This window comes from Alteromonas pelagimontana (assembly GCF_002499975.2).
Lineage (GTDB): Bacteria > Pseudomonadota > Gammaproteobacteria > Enterobacterales > Alteromonadaceae > Alteromonas > Alteromonas pelagimontana.
Map to the genome: position 1 here is coordinate 1,506,299 of NZ_CP052766.1, position 17,010 is coordinate 1,523,308.

Below are 17,010 nucleotides of genomic sequence, written 5' to 3' on the forward strand. Positions count from 1 at the left end.
TTAACCCTTCTGGCGTTTCATCGAGTCGAAGAACTCATCATTGGTCTTGGTCATGGAAAGCTTATTGATTAAAAACTCCATAGCATCGATTTCCGACATTTCATGCACAATTTTGCGCAAGATCCACATTTTCTGTAGCTCATCCTGATTTGTCAGTAACTCTTCACGACGTGTACCTGAGCGATTAAAATCAATGGCAGGAAATACCCGTTTTTCCGCAATTTTGCGATTAAGATGTAATTCCATATTACCGGTACCTTTAAACTCTTCGTAGATAACCTCATCCATTTTAGAGCCGGTATCGATAAGTGCAGTAGCAATAATGGTTAAGCTACCGCCCTCTTCCACATTACGTGCAGCACCAAAGAAACGTTTTGGTTTATGCAATGCGTTTGCATCTACACCACCGGTAAGCACTTTACCCGAGGAAGGAATAACTGTGTTATAGGCTCGGGCCAGTCGAGTAATGGAATCCAGAAGAATTACCACATCTTTCTTGTGCTCAACGAGACGCTTGGCCTTTTCTATTACCATTTCAGCAACCTGAACGTGGCGGCTGGCAGGTTCATCAAAGGTAGACGCAACAACCTCGCCCTGCACCAGACGGTGCATTTCTGTCACCTCTTCCGGACGTTCGTCAATCAGCAACACCATCAGTTCACACTCAGGATGGTTAGCCGCGATAGACTGAGCAATATTCTGCAGTAATAGCGTTTTACCTGCTTTTGGCGGTGCCACAATCAGACCGCGTTGGCCGCGTCCGATTGGCGATGCCAAGTCAAGTACCCGCGCAGTAATATCTTCCGTCGAACCGTTGCCGCGCTCCATACGCAGACGAGAAGCCGCGTGAAGGGGAGTGAGGTTTTCAAAAAGAATTTTATTGCGGGAATTTTCTGGTTTATCAAAATTCACTTCGCGAATTTTCAGCAGCGCAAAATAGCGCTCACTGTCTTTCGGGGGGCGGATCTTTCCAGAAATTGTATCACCAGTACGTAAATTGAACCGGCGAATTTGGCTCGGAGACACATAAATATCATCCGGACCAGCTAAGTAGGAAGAATCTGCTGAACGCAGGAATCCGAATCCATCCTGGAGAATCTCCAGTACACCGTCACCGAAAATGTCCTCACCACTTTTGGCGTGAGTTTTCAGGATAGAAAAGATGATGTCTTGTTTTCTGGCTCTCGCCATATTTTCCAGGCCCATTTCTTCGGCCAGGGCTACCAATTCGCTAATTGGCTTATTCTTCAATTCAGTTAAATTCATACTGGTGGGTCTTTGTGATTGGGCTTCGCTTTCAGGACTATTGGTCACGACAATTCTTAGAATAGGGTTAAGTAATGCCCGGATTTGGACAAGCAGAACGCTGCTCGGGTGAGCGCTAAAGAAACGTTAGCACTATAAATCCTCAACGTCCAGCTTTTTACTTTGTAAATGTTAAAAACTTTTAAATCATCGAAATACAATGAAGAGAATAATTTTATCTTATATCGTAAAATGATTCTCTGCTTTTTTACAAGTAGCGTTGTGCGTTTAGGGGTTACCACAGAAACCGGGACGTAAGATATAGGCGTGAAGCCTGGGCTCACAGATGTTAGATCTGCAAAATATTAAAAGCCGATATCTAAAGGTTATTACCCCTAAAAAGATATCGGCTTTTATGCCCGCAAAAAGCTACAGGTTATCGTTTAGAAATTCTGTAAGCTGCGTCTTTGATAATGCGCCTACTTTAGTCGCAGCTACATTGCCGCCTTTAAAAAGTAGCAAGGTAGGAATGCCGCGAATACCATATTTTGGCGGTGTTTCATTATTTTCATCGACATTCAACTTACCAACTGTTAACTTGCCTGCAAATTCGCCCGCGATTTCTTCCAAGATTGGTGCGATCATTTTGCAAGGACCACACCACTCTGCCCAGAAGTCGACCAGCACAGGACCGTCAGCATTGATAACGTCTGCTTCAAACTTGTCGTCAGTTAACTGGATAATTTTGTCGCTCATTCTTTTCTCCGTATTTGGTCTGTCGCTGATTTGTCTCAGCTCTACCAGTAGTGTTATAAGAAACTGTTTTTTAATGCAAGCACTGATAAGCTATAAGCTATGCAAACAACTCATTTAACCGAAACATATTTTTCTGATCTGCCCATTAACCCCAAAGTAGTTGAGGCGTTAACGGCAGCCAATTTCACCCATTGTACGCCAATTCAGGCGCTATCTCTGCCCCCGCTGTTGGAAGGGCTGGATATCGCTGGCCAGGCCCAGACCGGTACTGGTAAAACTATTGCCTTTCTGGTCGCGACCTTCCACTACCTGCTTGGTCAAACTACTGTTCAACCAAAAACAGCAAAGCCCGGACCTCGTGCCATAATTATGGCACCAACTCGCGAACTTGCCGTACAAATATTCAATGATGCAAAATTGCTCAGCGAACATACCGGTTTGTCACTTGGCCTCATTTATGGGGGCGAAGGTTATCAAAGTCAACGCGAAGTTCTAGAAGAAGGGGTAGATATAGTTATTGGTACGACCGGTCGCATTCTGGATTATTATAAGCAAGGCGTATTTACGCTGGAAAATATCCAGGTTGCGGTGTTGGACGAAGCCGATAGAATGTTCGATCTGGGCTTTATTAAAGACATTCGCTTTTTGTTCCGCCGCATGCCTCCTGCCACAGAACGTCTGAGTATGCTGTTTTCGGCTACGCTGAGCTATCGTGTGCAAGAGCTGGCCTATGAGCACATGAACAACCCAACGCACGTACAAATTGAGCCGGAAAGAAAAACCGCCACTCGGGTAAAAGAAGAGCTATTTTATCCGTCTGATGAAGATAAGATGTTGTTACTTCTGACACTGCTGGAAGAAGAGTGGCCGGAAAAAGCCATCATATTTGCCAATACCAAACATGCTTGTGAAAAAATTTGTGACTGGCTAGCGGCTGATGGTCATCGGGTAGGTTTACTGAGTGGCGATGTGCCGCAGAAAAAGCGTTTGGGAATTTTAGAAGACTTCACCAAAGGTGGGCTGGACCTTTTAGTCGCCACCGATGTTGCGGCTCGCGGATTGCACATAGAAGAAGTCACTCATGTGTTTAACTACGATTTACCTGATGATGCGGAAGATTACGTACATCGTATCGGTCGTACTGGCAGGGCTGGAAGAAGTGGAGAGGCCATAAGTTTTGCTTGCGAAAAGTATGCGCTCAATCTTCCTGCAATTGAACAATATATTCAGCATACTATTCCAGTGACTGACTACGACCGCTCTGTTCTGTTAGACGATATTAAGCCACCGCGTCCGCGTCAGCGCAAACGTACCCCAAATGCCCGCAACACTTCCCGGCGCGGCAATAAAGGGCGCAGTGGTAACAGTAACTCCCGTCCTCATAACAAAAGCTAGCCTATGCAGTCGGAATTACAATATGACATGGTAAGCCACGGCGAATATTACGCAGCCGTGGATTTAGGATCTAACAGCTTCCACATGGTTGTGGTGCATGTTGTAAACGGCAATGTACAGATCATTGGAAAATTGAAGCAGAAAGTTCGTCTTGCCGCCGGATTAAACAACGATCTGGCGTTAGATGGAGTGAGTATGGAACGAGGCTGGCAATGCCTGCAGGCTTTTTCCGAGCGGCTTCAGGATATTCCCCGATCTAATGTGAAAGTCGTGGCTACTGCAACCCTGCGGTTAGCCACCAATGCGCACGTTTTTATCCAGCGAGCTGAAGAAATTTTGGGCCATAAACTCAATGTGATCAGCGGCGAAGAAGAAGCTCGACAAATATATCTTGGCGTCGCTTATACTTCCGCAAATCAGGGCAATACACTCGTTATCGATATCGGTGGCGCCAGTACCGAAATAATTATCGGTAATGACATGCAACCTATTCATCTGGTCAGCCTGAATATGGGCTGTGTTACATTTATGGAGCGCTACTTCAAAAAAGGTGTGATCAACGAAAGTAATTTTGCCGCTGCAAAAGCGCAGGCTCATGCTTTACTGGATACTGTCGCTGACCCTTTTCTTTGTTTTGACTGGCATAATTGTTTAGGTGCATCTGGTACGCCACAGGCTATCACTGAAATTCTCATCACCCAAAGGATCAGTGACGCTATCAGGCTGGATTACCTGTATGAATTAGAAAGGCAATGCGTTGAATGCGGTGCTATCGATAAGCTTGATATTGAAGGTTTGGAACCAAGTCGGCAGCCAATTTTCCCTAGCGGCCTGGCAATTCTCATCAGCCTCTTCGAGCGTTTGAATATACAAACAATGAATATCTCTGGTGGTGCCCTGCGAGAAGGCCTGATTTACGGCATGCTGGATAATCTGCAGGAAAATGACCGCCGCCAACAAACGCTAAACCAGACCGTTCGCCGTTACCACGTTGATAAGCATCATTCGGAATCGGTACGGGGGCTAGCTTTAAACTTATGTCATCAGCTTTGTGCTCAGACAAATCTCTGTCATCTTGATACTGAAGCCGTACTGGGTGCTGCGGCGTCGCTGCATGAAATCGGTTTGCATATCGAATACAAAAAGCATCATGAACATGGTGCCTACATTCTTAGCCACATAGATTTACCTGGCTACACACGACTTCAGCGTGCTGCTATTCGCGATTTGGTGCTATCGCACCGACTGAACATTGATACCAGCTTGTTTGATAATTATCACGATGAAGTTCGCCCGATGTTACTGGGTCTTTTGCGAGTGCTACGGATTGCGGTGGTGTTATGTCTGCGTAGGCAGAACAAACATATACCGCAAGTAGAATTAAAAGTCGAAGGGGAAAAATGGCTTCTCACCTTCCCTGAAGGATGGTTAAAAGCCCACCCGTTAATTAAAGCGGAAATGGCAAACGAAAGCTGGTTGGAACATCGGGCGGGATGGGAGCTGTGTTGCGAGTAATACTACTCTACATTGACCTGTGATCAGCTCAGAGATAGAGGGTGCGGCTTTTTCAGCTTTTGAGCTGCGCCAATTGCGTTCGATTTTACCCCACTAAACCTTCACGAAATTGGCTTGTCAAAAGTTGAAAATTCTCGCGCTGAGTGACCACACGTTCAAACGGATGAGTATAACAGCCGTGGCGGAGCTCAAATGCTCTCGGGCCGAACGGGTTCAGTCCGAAGGCGCTCAGCGCGCCTGCGCCGTTGATGAATTAAAGCGTTTAACTCTGCTTTAACAGAAGCGCCGCTTCACGGGCAAAATAAGTAAGAATGCCATCTGCTCCAGCACGTTTGAAGGCCAATAGTGATTCAAGTATAACGGCTTCTTTGTTTAGCCAGCCATTGGCAAATGCTGCCTGATGCATGGCATATTCACCGCTTACCTGATAAGCAAAGGTGGGGACTTTAAGTTCATCTTTACAACGTCTGACGATATCCAGATATGGCATACCCGGTTTCACCATCACCATATCTGCGCCTTCCTGAATATCCATCGCTATTTCGTGAATAGCCTCATCTGAATTGGCAGGATCCATCTGATAAGTTTTTTTGTTGCCACCTTTGATATTGGCAGCCGATCCTACTGCATCTCGAAACGGACCGTAATACGCAGAAGCGTATTTCGCTGAATACGCCATAATGCAGGTATTTGTGTGGCCTTGTTTTTCCAACGCCTGACGAATTGTACCAATTCTTCCGTCCATCATATCTGAAGGCGCAATAATATCGGCGCCAGCATCAGCATGGGAAATAGCCTGTTTGACTAACACCTCAACCGTCTTATCGTTTTCTACATAACCACTTTCATTTACCAATCCGTCCTGGCCGTGGGAGGTAAAAGGGTCAAGCGCCACATCGGACATCAGCATGATGTGGGGAAACTCTGCTTTTAAACTGCGCATAGCTTGTTGCGCTATTCCGTTGGCATTAAATGCTTCTTCCGCACCTTCGGTTTTTTGATCCGCCGGAGTCACCGGAAATAGCGCCAAAGCGGGAATACCCAACTCGGCCAGTTTTTCTGTTTCTTTGAGCAATAAATCAATGGAAAGTCTTTCCACGCCGGGCATAGATACCACAGATTGTCGGCTATTTTTACCGGGCAGAACGAAAACGGGATAAATAAGATCATTAACGGTAAGCTGATTTTCAGCTACCATGTTACGCAGTGCGTCTTGAGCACGAAGGCGACGCATGCGCCGTGCGGGAAAAGCAGAAATAGTCATAGGTTATCCTGGTAATTCTTCAGCAAAAACGCGATTTCGGCCAGCGTCTTTCGCGCCGTAAAGCATCGCGTCGGCATGTTTTAATAATGCCAGTTCATGGTCTTCCCGCGCAACAACAGTTGTCGACACTCCTGCGCTAATCGCCAGATAGATGGCTTTATCATCAATCTCAACCGGCGTTCGTGCAATCTGCTCGCGCATTTGTTCAAGCACCCCTTTGGCGCCTTCAACATCGGTATTGGGTAAAATAATACCAAATTCCTCTCCGCCGTACCGACAAACATCGTCTGCAGAACGACGTAGCATGTTAACTAATTGATTTGCTACGTGACAGATACAAGCGTCACCAGCGGCATGGCCGTAGGTATCGTTTATCGTTTTAAAATAATCAACGTCGATCATAGCCACGCTCAATGGTGTTTGTTCACGTCGGCTTCGTCGCCCTTCCGCTACTAAACGTTTATCAAAGTAGCGGCGATTGCGGATCCCGGTTAGTGAATCAATGGTGTTGAGATTTTCTAGCTCTTGATTGGCTTGGGAAAGCTCCCGAAGAGCGACTTCCAGTTCCAACGTACGCTCTTGCACCTGATACTCTAATTTGTCCTGATACTTTTGCTGAACGGCAAGCAAATCTTGTTTTGCCAGCAGCGCTGCTTTCTCTTGGGCCAAGGCGGATTCTTTGGCATCAAACATAGCTTCGCGATTATGGCTATAACTGATAGCCAGCACCAGGGCCAGCAGCAGTGTTTCCACAACTGCCCCTAGCATCAATAAGTAATTGGATGGAACCGGCAGAATAACCACGCCCAGATAATCTAAACTGACGGTAAAGCCACTAAATAGCAAGATTGCCCACGCGAAGGAATAATAACGCGCAATGACAATGCCTTTAATTGCTAACCAGATTCCTAAAGAGAAAGTGATGAGTACCACTACCCCTAATAACAATAAAAACAGTTTTATCAGATACGCGTAAGGCAACAGCAAACAGATTAGAATGTTCCCAAAAAACAACCAACTGAACAGTTTTAACACCCGTCCCATCAACGGGCTGTGCTTTCCTACTTCCAGCAACCCGTGAGAAAATATAACAGCAAACATAATTCCAGCATTGGCAAAAACGGCTACGGCCCGCTCCTGAAACCAAATTTGATCAGGCCATAGGTGCGCATAGGCCAAACCATTGATAGAAGCCAAGGTCAATGTAAGAGAGAACACATAGCCTGCATATACCAGAAATGTATGTTTGTGAGTGGTAAGGAATATGAACAGATTGCTGATCCCCATCGCCACAAGAAAACCAAAAAATAGCCCCATCAACACGTTGTGCAGTGCAGTGTATTCAATAAATTCCTTTTCCTCCCAGAGACGAATAGGCAGCTTTAGAGATCCAGATGTCTTTGCCTTAATCACGACTGTTAATGGTTCATTACTGGCAGGTGCGGAAAATAGCAGTGATGGATGCAGAATGTGTCTGGCTGAAAACGTCTTACTGTCGCCGCCGGTGAAAGTGGCAATTGGAGCATCCTGTTGCGCCGAATAAAAACTGACAGTAACGTCGTCCAGCAACGGATAGGCAATTTCCAGTAAGTAGGTACCTAAACTGGAAGGAGTAGGGGATACTGTAAAAGTAAACCAGTAATTAACCTGGTTCATACCCAGGTTAACGGGATTTTCCACCTTTTGCCAAGGCAGTTCGGCAATCTGACTCTTACTGGTTATATCCCATCTATCACGAGTATCTTCAGCGTATCTAACGTTCTGCACCCGCTCATTTTGGTGTACCAGTGGGGAAAGCGACTGAGCCAGTAACAGAAAAAGCGCCACAACGGCAACAGTGATAGTAAGTAACCATATATCATACCTGCGTACTGCTTTCGCATTTAATGGCATGAGGTTCCTACTAAGCTAACTGAAACAACCGTAGGGTGTTAGCATAACTGCGTTGACTTATTATGGCAGGTGGAATACCAGTAAGTTCACTGATCTGTTGACCAATGAAAGGTAAACAAGCTGGTTGATTATGACGCTGGCGAGGCTTTCGTGTTTTCGGATACAGGTACGGCGCGTCGGTTTCAAGCACAAGGCGCTCCAGCGGCAGCGACAATACGGCTTCGCGCAAAGCCTCTCCCCGTTGCGGATCGCAAATCCACCCCGTCACGCCGATATCTAAACCAACATCCACATACGCATGCATTGATTCTGCGTCTGACGTAAAACAATGAGCGATACCGCCAACCAGTTTATCAGCTACAGGCATAAGACATTCCATTTGCGTATCAAAGGCGTCTCTTTCATGCAGATAAACGGGCATATTCATTTCAACAGCAATAGCTAACTGCGCTTTGAAAACAGCTACCTGAACATCTGGCGGCGAAAAATTGCGATTAAAATCCAGGCCGCATTCACCTATAGCAACTGCCCCAGGTTGTCGAATGAAATGTTTCAGTTGAGATAAATCATGATCCGTAGCAAGTTTGGCGCAATGAGGGTGAATGCCAACCGTAAAGCACAAGTGTTCTGGAAACTGGCGACAGAGCTTTGCAGCAAGCGCCCACTCCTTTGGCTGCGTAGTAATTACACACAGCTTATCGACACCGGCTTCAACTGACGCCCGTATTACCGCGTCAGGATCAAGCCGGGCATCAAGCAGATTAACGCCAGCATCAAACCATCTCATTACTTGATTCGCTTAACCTTAATACGGCGGTTAATATCCTCATAACTGAGATAAAACGAACCAAACATTCCTTTTTCAATATAAATTTCTTGCCCCGTCTCAAGCCTGATGCCTGCTTCAGGGCTGACCTGGCGCCAAACCATTCCGCTGTCGAGGGTTATGATCATTTCGCCCCGCACACCTTCTGACACTTCCGCCACCTTCGCATCAATGCGGTCAGCTTCTTCTTCCTGACGCTGCTCCAGTCCAAAAGTTGATACCGTGGAAGACGCCGACTCAACCGGCTGTGAAGCTTGCTGTTGCGGCGGGTTGGATTTCGCGACAGCCGCTGAAGACGTTTCTTTTTGACTAGCAGAAGCAGAAGATGTTTTAACCACAGCATGATTTGACTTTTCGTAACGTTTTACGTTCTTAGCGAGCTTGTCATAACATACCAGCCGCTGCAGACTATCATCGTTTGATTGACATGAGGCTAATGCTTCACTGAGCGTTTCTGCGTTAACAAAAGCGGAAAAAATAAAAAACACCAAGCCACATATTGCCCGTATGGTCGTATTCTTCATGGTTATCCTTAATTTGTAGAGTTTGCGTTATTATAGAATATTTTATCTACCTGCAATCGCTGCCCGCAGGGTTCTTGATAAACCTGTCTTGCTCTTTGTTGCTCACTATTTACTTAGGAGGCTTTTTCACCAAGAAGGGGCTTTATAGCTCGCGCAGCAATCAAAACAGGTTTATTTTGAACAAAATTCGAACAGCAAAGGTCAACACTTTCTAATGATCACGATTTACAGCGGAGTCAGAATCATCACATTCATCATCTTTTTTACGTGTTTCGTAAATACCACCGATAATGACTCCCACTTCAAATAGCAGCCAAACCGGCACAGCCAGCAAAGTTTGTGAAATGATGTCAGGAGGAGTTAACAACATACCAATCACAAATGCTCCCACAATGACGTAAGGACGTTTAGCCCGCAGGCTATTCGCGTCTGTCATGCCAGTCCAGCACATCAATATTATGGCGATAGGAATTTCGAAGGAAACGCCGAAGGCAAAGAATAATTTCAGCACGAAATCTAAATAACTGCTGATATCCGTGCTGACTGTAACGCCAGCTGGGGCAGCAGCCGTAAAAAATGCAAATGCCAGAGGAAAGACAACAAAATACGCGAAGGCCATGCCTGCGTAAAATAATAGCGTACTGGAAAATAACAGTGGCGCGACGAGCTTTTTCTCGTTCTTATAAAGGCCGGGAGCGATGAATGCCCACACCTGATAGAGCACGTAGGGAATAGCAATAAAAAACGAAAGCACCAGCGTTAATTTTATCGGCGCGAACCATGTGGACGCTACATCTGTAGCAATCATTGATGAATTTTCTGGCAGCACGTCCATTAAAGGTTTGGCTACCAGATGATATAAATCATCAGCAAAATACACCAGGCACACAAAGACCAGCAAAACACTGGCAAGAGCGCATAGTAGTCGATTGCGCAGCTCAATTAAATGCGCTATGAGAGTATTGGTGTCTGACATTTATTTCTTTTTATAAGGTTCCTGAACCGATTCCGCAGCATTTTTTAATTCATCAACGCTCTTCTGCAGTTCTGGTGAAATATCTTCCAAACCCTGCTGTTCAGCTTTTTTGAGATTTTCGTGCAACTCATGAACTCGTAGCTGATGTTCTACTTCCTGTTTAAAACCGGAAGCAGTACTTTTCACACTACGGACGGTTTTCATTGTGGTGCGGATAGCACCTGGCAATCGCTCTGGCCCGAGCACCAGTAAAGCGACCACACCCACCACTAATAATTCCCAAAAGCCAATGTCAAACATCAGGGTTTATCTTTTATGTCACTCTTGGTTTCAGTTGTCACTGACTCGTCAGCAGACTTCTTTTCCATCCGCTTGTTATCAGCAAAATCAGCGTCAGACTCTTCATCAGTGACCGCTTTCTTAAACCCTTTCACCGCACCGCCCAAATCGGAACCAATGCTTTTCAAACGTTTGGTACCAAACAATAGGATGACAATCACCAATACGATGAGTAACTGCCATATACTTATCCCGCCCATAAAAACCTCCGAAACGTCAAGAACCACAGTATGCCATTGCCAGCATCAGCTTTCACGATAATATTTTCAAGATGCCTGAGTTTATTTCGATCAAGTCACATTTCCTCTTAAAGCAGGATCTATTTGACCTGCTGAGCGTATAACATCATGCTAGAGTTATACACGGATAAGTAGTTGATCATACAGTATGTCCTGTCTCTTTTTGTTGTTTTGTTCTGCATTTGCCAGAAACCAACCTGCGCCGGTAGCGCCGCTTACACTAAGTGCGGTGGAACGTTCGACATCTGAGACAAACTCAACAAATCGCGATCGTTCTCCACAATCAGGCGAGTGGATAGATAAATGGCAAGGAAATCTTACCGAGTCCATGGACTATACAGTCAAACAACTAGACAGCTTTTTTGCGATGGAAGGCAGCGAAGAGTATAAAAATGCCCGTGCTGAAGGACGTATACGTTTAGGATGGGAACCCCGCAGCCGCGATCTGGCTGAAATGGATCTGCGCTTCCGCATCAGAGTCAAGCTACCTTCCCTGCAAAATCGGGTAGATCTGCTCTTAAGCGACGATGAGGATTTCGATGATCAGGATACGATTAAGGCCGCTCGCACACCTATTCAAAGTCGCCGTGACAATACCACCCTCGCGTTGCGCTTTAAACGCAGCGAAGACTCTCGGCTTTCTCACCGCATCGGCACTGGGCGCAGGGGCCAGGTATACGTAAAAAGTCGATTTGAAGACATGGAACCGCTCGGCAGTTCATTAGCCCTTTTTTACGATGCCGAAGCCTATTTGTATACGCGAGACCACTTTGGCAGTGAGTTTGGCGCCTCAATACAATATATCAGTCCTAACGATGATGTTTTTCGCGTTAATAACCGCTTTTACTATAGAGACGCTTCAGAGGACTGGTTGTGGCGTCACGAAATACAATATTTAAAGCCAATAAGTGACCATTCCGCTGCTATCTACACAGTATTTACTGAAGGCGCCAGCCGCCCGAATTATCAACTTGGCGAGGTTTACACCAGCATGCGTTGGCGGACCAATCCGCTTCGAGAGTGGCTGTATTTTGAAGTGGAACCCTTTGTACTATGGTTAAGAGAAGAAGATTTTGAACCTTCTTATGGTGTGGCGCTGCGAATGGAAATTTATTACGGAAAAGATTCCTGAAACAGGACTCCCTGCGACACGAAACGAAAGAAGCCGGTAGAGCACCGGCTTAAGATTGAATCATACCTAAGTAACCGATATCACTTTGGATGTATAATTTCAGGGTCGGAGCGCTCTGTCTCCCCGCGCTAAACCACATACTCCGGTTCGCGACGATTCGATGATTTCAGCACATTGGCTCATGGTAACGGCAAAAGCATCCAGCTTGTCACTGGTCCCGGTAACTTCAATCGTATAGTTATTGGCGTTCACGTCAACAATACTGCCGCGAAATATATCACTGTTACGTTTTACTTCAGCACGAACGGCCTCGGTACGTGTCGCGACTTTAATTAGCATCAGTTCCCGCTCAATGTGCGCGCCTTCGGTTAAATCGACGACCTTCAATACATCAATAAGCTTGTTTACCTGCTTGGTAATTTGTTCAATAACTTTATCGTCGCCGTGAGTAGTGATGGTCAACCGTGACAAGCTAGGATCGTCAGTGGCCGCAACACAGAGCGAATCCACGTTATAACCCCGCTGTGAAAAACCACCTACAATTCGGGACAAGGCGCCTGGTGCATTTTCCATTAATACCGAAATAATTCTCTTCATCAGGTTCGCTCCGTTTTGCTCAAGCGCATGTCATCCATGGCTCCAAATTTAATCTGCATTGGATATACGTGTTCGTTTTGATCCACCGAAATATCCATAAACACCAGACGATCTTTGTAGCTGAAGCACTTCTCCATCGCGGCATCCAGTTCATCTAACCGATCCACTTTGATACCAATGTGACCATAGGCTTCTGCAAGCTTCACGAAGTCTGGCATAGAATCCATATAGGAATGGGAATGGCGGCCTTTATAAATCATATCTTGCCACTGTCGAACCATGCCCAACGCGCGGTTGTTCAGCGAGATAATCTTAACCGGCAGGTTATATTGCAGGCAGGTAGAAAGCTCCTGAATATTCATTTGAATACTGCCGTCACCCGTCACCACTACAGACACAGCCTCAGGATGGGCAAATTGCACGCCCATCGCAGCAGGAAGACCAAAGCCCATGGTGCCAAGGCCTCCAGAATTTATCCACTGTCGTGGTTTGGCATAAGGATAATATAGCGCAGCGAACATCTGGTGCTGCCCCACATCTGAACTGACGTAAGCTTCTCCGTTCGTGTGCCTGTAAAGCGACTCTATTACCCGTTGCGGCTTAATAACGGTATCGCCCTGATCGTATTTTAAACAATTGCGGCTACGCCACTGACCGATTTGTTGCCACCAGTCACTCAGCTTGTCTTGCTGCCCGGCAAAGGATGTGCCTTCAAGTTGCTGAAGAATTTGTTCCAGTACCGTATTAACAGAACCCACTACCGGAATATGCGCGTTAATGGTTTTTGAAATGGAAGCGGGATCGATATCAACATGAATAATATCTGCGTGAGGACAAAATTTCGCCACATTGTTGGTCACGCGATCATCAAAGCGAGCTCCCAGAGCAAGAATACAGTCAGAGTTATGCATGGTCTTGTTCGCTTCTAACGTGCCGTGCATGCCCAGCATACCCACAAACTGATCATGCGTACCCGGAAACGCCCCCAGCCCCATTAATGTGCACGTCACCGGCGCATGCAGTTTTTCCGCAAGCTCAATGACCCGCGCAGAGGCTTCAGAGGTCACTGCCCCGCCACCCACATATAGCACCGGCCTTTCGGCCTTTAGCAAAGAAGCTACTGCTTTTTTGATCTGCTTCATGTGGCCACGTTCAGTGGGGTTATAAGATCGCATAGCAACGCTACTGGGAAATACGTAGGGGTGCTCTTCCTGAACATTAACCAGATCTTTTGGTAAGTCTACTACCACCGGACCAGGACGCCCCGTATTCGCAATGTAGTAGGCCTTCGCAATAGCTTCTGGTATATCAACAGCACGCTTTACCAGAAAGCTGTGTTTTACGATTGGACGTGAGCATCCCACCATGTCGGTTTCCTGGAACGCGTCTTCACCGATATGCATGGACGGCACCTGGCCGGACAGCACCACCATGGGAATGGAATCCATGTAAGCAGTGGCGATACCGGTTATGGTATTTGTTGCACCAGGACCTGAAGTAACGAGCACTGTGCCGGTTTTGCCAGTCGATCTCGCATAACCGTCGGCCATATGAGCAGCCGCTTGTTCGTGACGCACGAGCACATGTTTGACATCATCCTGCGCAAATAGCGCATCATAAATGTCAAGAACGGCACCACCCGGGTAACCGAAAACATGTGTAACTCCTACATCTTTTAACGCTTCCACTACCATGGCGGCGCCCGACATCATTTTCACAGTGCTATCTCCTGTATGGTTGGGGTTGTCATTGTTTTTGACTTAGCCGGACTATAACGAAGGAATTAGGAAGATAAAACACCAAATTTACCGAAAGTGAGATATATATCCCAATATTTAAGATAATTAGGATGAATATACCTCACCAGGCGATAATTACGCCTAAAAACGAAATTATTTTACATTCTATTAACGTTAATCGTCATCTATATCTAAGTCGGTGTCGTGATCATCACCTCTGTCATCATCATCGGCCATCGCCGCAGCTTTCTTTGAACCATATATACTGGCTGCTTTGGGTCGATTAATACGTTGCTGATATTTTACCCATGCTTTCTCAGTAGGTGTTTGCGGAGCGTGACGTCCTAGCGCCGCATCAATGTATCCCTGTTCTTCACTATTTTCAGGTTGGAGTTCACCGTCAATTAGCGCAGAGATCAAGCTGCCCCACTGGGTAAGTAATTTGCTCTCACCTATAGAAAAGTCGCCTGAACGGGCAAAACCGTATGGGTAATGTTTTCGATCGATAAATGGACGTTGGACAAGTGATGCCCGAGTAAGCTGTGTCATGGCCTGACTCCGTATATTTCATTGTGACTGCACGCCCCTTCGCAATGCAGACATCAGTTTACAAAATTGGCGCGCGCCAGAAAATCGCTACTCAACCTATTAGATGGGAATGGTGCTACTGTCAAACAAAAATGTGGTTCTGCGACAGCCTTCAAAATAAATTCATATTACTATGACTTTTTAGGGATCCAGGCCCATAGCATTTCGCATATAACCGGCTCAACTCCGTGTGCATCGGTTACCTTCACCGCCACTGTCACTTCCCCTTTTTCTTCCTCTTCCATTTTTTTAATTTGCGCTTCAGTCAAAAAGGCCACGGCCTGCATATCCCCCCGGGCCCGTTTGATATAGCGAAAGTTCATCGATTTTATTAACGGCAATTTGTCGGCAGGCAGGTTAACTCCCACCACAAACCCTGTTGCCGACTCTGCCAGTAATGCCATACCCGCAGCATGCACGCTGCCGATATGATTTTGTACTTTACGATAATTTTTTGCCGGAAGGTAACAGCTTTCAGATCAGTCTGCAGTATCTCCAAACCAACTGTGCCTGTAAGTTTAACTTTAACACGGAACATCCACGTAAGCAGTCGACGACATAGCCAACGGGGATAACGATTGACTGTTACAACAAATTGCCGTAGCGGGTTCTTCGGTCTCATTAAGCTTTCCGCGCGAATATCTGGTTAGACCAGCGAGAATACGGCTACTGCGACCTCTTTTCAAGCAAAGGTAAATTTTTGCATGATGGATTTACGTTAGTGGGGATTGTTAGTGGCAAATAGCAATGAGTCCGTAACTTTCGTCACCGAATGTTACTGAGGCTATAATTAGAGTTTGGCCCCCAGCGAGTGTTGACCTTTGCTAATCCGCATCGGTGTGAATTAGTACATTGCGAATTCTTCGTTAAGGCTTGCGGGACTGCAGAGAGATTCGAGAAGCGGAGAAAATTTAAAAACGCGGTTTTCAAAATTGGAGCGGGAAACGAGATTTGTAACTGGGCGACACTCGCTGGCCGGCATCCGGTCGCGACCCTTTGGGGAGCTGTCAGAGAGACGGAGGATATTTAATAATGAAGGTTTGAAATTGGAGCGGGAAACGAGATTCGAACTCGCGACCCCAACCTTGGCAAGGTTGTGCTCTACCACTGAGCTATTCCCGCATAATTTCTGTTGCGTTGTAGGACATCTGTTGTCATACCAGCCAAGGATCTTGGCAACCACTTCGTGGCGACCCTTTCATGGCGAGGTATGTACACTACCAGCTGAGCTATTCCCGCATAATTTCGTGTTTTTTGGCACTTCGTTTGAAGTGGTGCGCATTTTACAAAAAATCTTGCCCAACGCAACACCTAAATCAAATTTTTTTAATTTTTATGCTTAAGAGCCTAAATCGTGAACACTTGTTCCCGATAAAACTTCATTTCTTCTATTGATTCGCGTATGTCATCTAGTGCCAAATGTATTCCTTTTTTTGAAAATCCGGCTAACACTTCAGGTTTCCAGCGCCGTACCAGTTCTTTTATAGTACTAACATCAACATTACGATAATGAAAATAAGCTTCCAGCTCAGGCATGTACTTCACCATAAACCGCCGGTCCTGTCCGATGGTGTTTCCACATAAAGGGGATTTTCCCGCCTCTACCCAATCGCTTAAAAAAGCGATCGTTAGGCGAGCGGCTTCTTCTTCGTTAATCGTACTTTCTTTGCAGCGCTGCGTTAACCCGCTCTCACCATGCACGCGCGTGCACCACTCATCCATCTCGTTTAACAGGCTGTCAGGTTGATGGACAGCAATAACAGGGCCTTCAGCAAGTATATTAAGTTGTGCATCGGTAACAATGGTAGCAATTTCCAACACCTTACATGTCTCAGGATCAAGTCCGGTCATTTCCATATCAATCCAAACAAGATTCAGATTATTTTTGCCAACATTTTCGTTACTCATAATACTTCCTTTCAATTAGCATGGCACAGGTGCCTGACAAACGGTATCATTGCCATAGTATACGCTAACTTAAC

The 17,010-nt window shown here is 46.1% G+C and carries 16 protein-coding genes, 1 tRNA gene and 1 pseudogene; 3 read left to right on the forward strand and 15 right to left on the reverse strand.

Features of this window, described 5'->3' with window-relative positions; genetic code table 11:
* Positions 1 to 1,266 carry a transcription termination factor Rho gene (rho, locus tag CA267_RS06790; protein ID WP_083638521.1) on the reverse strand — a complete coding sequence of 422 codons (1,266 nt, stop codon included), beginning with the start codon at positions 1,264 to 1,266 and terminating at the stop codon, positions 1 to 3.
* 408 nt (positions 1,267 to 1,674) lie between these two features.
* On the reverse strand, positions 1,675 to 2,001 hold the full coding sequence (gene trxA / locus CA267_RS06795) for a thioredoxin TrxA (protein WP_075608190.1): 327 nt from the start codon (positions 1,999 to 2,001) through the stop codon (positions 1,675 to 1,677).
* A 99-nt stretch (positions 2,002 to 2,100) separates the two neighbouring features.
* On the opposite strand from trxA, the gene rhlB reads away from it, so the two are divergent.
* Complete coding sequence (rhlB, locus tag CA267_RS06800; protein ID WP_075608189.1) at positions 2,101 to 3,396, forward strand: ATP-dependent RNA helicase RhlB; 1,296 nt, start codon at positions 2,101 to 2,103, stop codon at positions 3,394 to 3,396.
* Positions 3,397 to 3,399: 3 nt separating this feature from the next.
* Complete coding sequence (locus CA267_RS06805) at positions 3,400 to 4,911, forward strand: Ppx/GppA phosphatase family protein (protein ID WP_075608188.1); 1,512 nt, start codon at positions 3,400 to 3,402, stop codon at positions 4,909 to 4,911.
* A 262-nt stretch (positions 4,912 to 5,173) separates the two neighbouring features.
* On the opposite strand, the gene hemB is transcribed toward CA267_RS06805, so the two are convergent.
* From hemB to tatA, 7 genes are all read right to left on the reverse strand, one after another.
* A complete protein-coding gene (hemB, locus tag CA267_RS06810) occupies positions 5,174 to 6,175 on the reverse strand; it encodes a porphobilinogen synthase (protein ID WP_075608187.1) in 1,002 nt (333 codons plus the stop codon).
* A 3-nt stretch (positions 6,176 to 6,178) separates the two neighbouring features.
* The gene (locus CA267_RS06815; protein ID WP_075608186.1) at positions 6,179 to 8,068 is read right to left on the reverse strand and encodes a sensor domain-containing diguanylate cyclase; all 1,890 of its coding nucleotides are present in this window, start codon (positions 8,066 to 8,068) and stop codon (positions 6,179 to 6,181) included.
* Between the two features lie 10 nt (positions 8,069 to 8,078).
* Positions 8,079 to 8,855, reverse strand: a complete 777-nt coding sequence (locus tag CA267_RS06820; protein ID WP_075608185.1) for a TatD family hydrolase — start codon at positions 8,853 to 8,855, stop codon at positions 8,079 to 8,081.
* Positions 8,855 to 9,418 carry a hypothetical protein gene (locus tag CA267_RS06825; protein ID WP_075608184.1) on the reverse strand — a complete coding sequence of 188 codons (564 nt, stop codon included), beginning with the start codon at positions 9,416 to 9,418 and terminating at the stop codon, positions 8,855 to 8,857. The genes CA267_RS06820 and CA267_RS06825 overlap by 1 nt, the downstream gene beginning before the upstream one ends.
* A 211-nt stretch (positions 9,419 to 9,629) precedes the next feature.
* Positions 9,630 to 10,394: a twin-arginine translocase subunit TatC gene (gene tatC, locus CA267_RS06830; protein ID WP_075608183.1), complete on the reverse strand. Its 765-nt coding sequence runs from the start codon at positions 10,392 to 10,394 to the stop codon at positions 9,630 to 9,632.
* Positions 10,395 to 10,694 carry a Sec-independent protein translocase protein TatB gene (gene tatB / locus CA267_RS06835; protein ID WP_075608182.1) on the reverse strand — a complete coding sequence of 100 codons (300 nt, stop codon included), beginning with the start codon at positions 10,692 to 10,694 and terminating at the stop codon, positions 10,395 to 10,397.
* Positions 10,694 to 10,933 carry a Sec-independent protein translocase subunit TatA gene (gene tatA, locus CA267_RS06840; protein ID WP_075608181.1) on the reverse strand — a complete coding sequence of 80 codons (240 nt, stop codon included), beginning with the start codon at positions 10,931 to 10,933 and terminating at the stop codon, positions 10,694 to 10,696. Before tatA ends, tatB begins: the two co-directional genes overlap by 1 nt.
* A 187-nt stretch (positions 10,934 to 11,120) precedes the next feature.
* On the opposite strand from tatA, the gene CA267_RS06845 reads away from it, so the two are divergent.
* Positions 11,121 to 12,104 carry a hypothetical protein gene (locus CA267_RS06845; protein ID WP_083638283.1) on the forward strand — a complete coding sequence of 328 codons (984 nt, stop codon included), beginning with the start codon at positions 11,121 to 11,123 and terminating at the stop codon, positions 12,102 to 12,104.
* 99 nt (positions 12,105 to 12,203) lie between these two features.
* On the opposite strand, the gene ilvN is transcribed toward CA267_RS06845, so the two are convergent.
* The 6 genes and pseudogenes from ilvN to orn form a co-directional block, all read right to left on the reverse strand.
* Complete coding sequence (ilvN, locus tag CA267_RS06850) at positions 12,204 to 12,701, reverse strand: acetolactate synthase small subunit (protein ID WP_075608180.1); 498 nt, start codon at positions 12,699 to 12,701, stop codon at positions 12,204 to 12,206.
* Complete coding sequence (locus CA267_RS06855) at positions 12,701 to 14,419, reverse strand: acetolactate synthase 3 large subunit (RefSeq protein ID WP_075608179.1); 1,719 nt, start codon at positions 14,417 to 14,419, stop codon at positions 12,701 to 12,703. Before CA267_RS06855 ends, ilvN begins: the two co-directional genes overlap by 1 nt.
* A gap of 195 nt (positions 14,420 to 14,614) precedes the next feature.
* Positions 14,615 to 14,989 (reverse strand): DUF413 domain-containing protein, encoded by a 375-nt coding sequence (gene maoP / locus CA267_RS06860; RefSeq protein ID WP_075608178.1) that lies wholly within the window; start codon positions 14,987 to 14,989, stop codon positions 14,615 to 14,617.
* Between the two features lie 170 nt (positions 14,990 to 15,159).
* Positions 15,160 to 15,650 (reverse strand): annotated as a pseudogene (locus tag CA267_RS06865) (DUF4442 domain-containing protein).
* Between the two features lie 425 nt (positions 15,651 to 16,075).
* Positions 16,076 to 16,150 (reverse strand) — tRNA-Gly (locus CA267_RS06870).
* 225 nt (positions 16,151 to 16,375) lie between these two features.
* The gene (orn, locus tag CA267_RS06875; protein ID WP_075608176.1) at positions 16,376 to 16,936 is read right to left on the reverse strand and encodes an oligoribonuclease; all 561 of its coding nucleotides are present in this window, start codon (positions 16,934 to 16,936) and stop codon (positions 16,376 to 16,378) included.
* Positions 16,937 to 17,010: the final 74 nt, after the last annotated feature.

Excerpts from the sequence above, each read along its gene's own strand:
- rho (WP_083638521.1), bottom strand. The coding sequence starts at position 1,266 with ATGAATTTAACTGAATTGAAGAATAAGCCAATTAGCGAATTGGTAGCC.
- trxA (WP_075608190.1), bottom strand. The coding sequence starts at position 2,001 with ATGAGCGACAAAATTATCCAGTTAACTGACGACAAGTTTGAAGCAGAC.
- rhlB (WP_075608189.1), top strand. The coding sequence starts at position 2,101 with ATGCAAACAACTCATTTAACCGAAACATATTTTTCTGATCTGCCCATT.
- CA267_RS06805 (WP_075608188.1), top strand. The coding sequence starts at position 3,400 with ATGCAGTCGGAATTACAATATGACATGGTAAGCCACGGCGAATATTAC.
- hemB (WP_075608187.1), bottom strand. The coding sequence starts at position 6,175 with ATGACTATTTCTGCTTTTCCCGCACGGCGCATGCGTCGCCTTCGTGCT.
- CA267_RS06815 (WP_075608186.1), bottom strand. The coding sequence starts at position 8,068 with ATGCCATTAAATGCGAAAGCAGTACGCAGGTATGATATATGGTTACTT.
- CA267_RS06820 (WP_075608185.1), bottom strand. The coding sequence starts at position 8,855 with ATGAGATGGTTTGATGCTGGCGTTAATCTGCTTGATGCCCGGCTTGAT.
- CA267_RS06825 (WP_075608184.1), bottom strand. The coding sequence starts at position 9,418 with ATGAAGAATACGACCATACGGGCAATATGTGGCTTGGTGTTTTTTATT.
- tatC (WP_075608183.1), bottom strand. The coding sequence starts at position 10,394 with ATGTCAGACACCAATACTCTCATAGCGCATTTAATTGAGCTGCGCAAT.
- tatB (WP_075608182.1), bottom strand. The coding sequence starts at position 10,694 with ATGTTTGACATTGGCTTTTGGGAATTATTAGTGGTGGGTGTGGTCGCT.
- tatA (WP_075608181.1), bottom strand. The coding sequence starts at position 10,933 with ATGGGCGGGATAAGTATATGGCAGTTACTCATCGTATTGGTGATTGTC.
- CA267_RS06845 (WP_083638283.1), top strand. The coding sequence starts at position 11,121 with ATGTCCTGTCTCTTTTTGTTGTTTTGTTCTGCATTTGCCAGAAACCAA.
- ilvN (WP_075608180.1), bottom strand. The coding sequence starts at position 12,701 with ATGAAGAGAATTATTTCGGTATTAATGGAAAATGCACCAGGCGCCTTG.
- maoP (WP_075608178.1), bottom strand. The coding sequence starts at position 14,989 with ATGACACAGCTTACTCGGGCATCACTTGTCCAACGTCCATTTATCGAT.
- orn (WP_075608176.1), bottom strand. The coding sequence starts at position 16,936 with ATGAGTAACGAAAATGTTGGCAAAAATAATCTGAATCTTGTTTGGATT.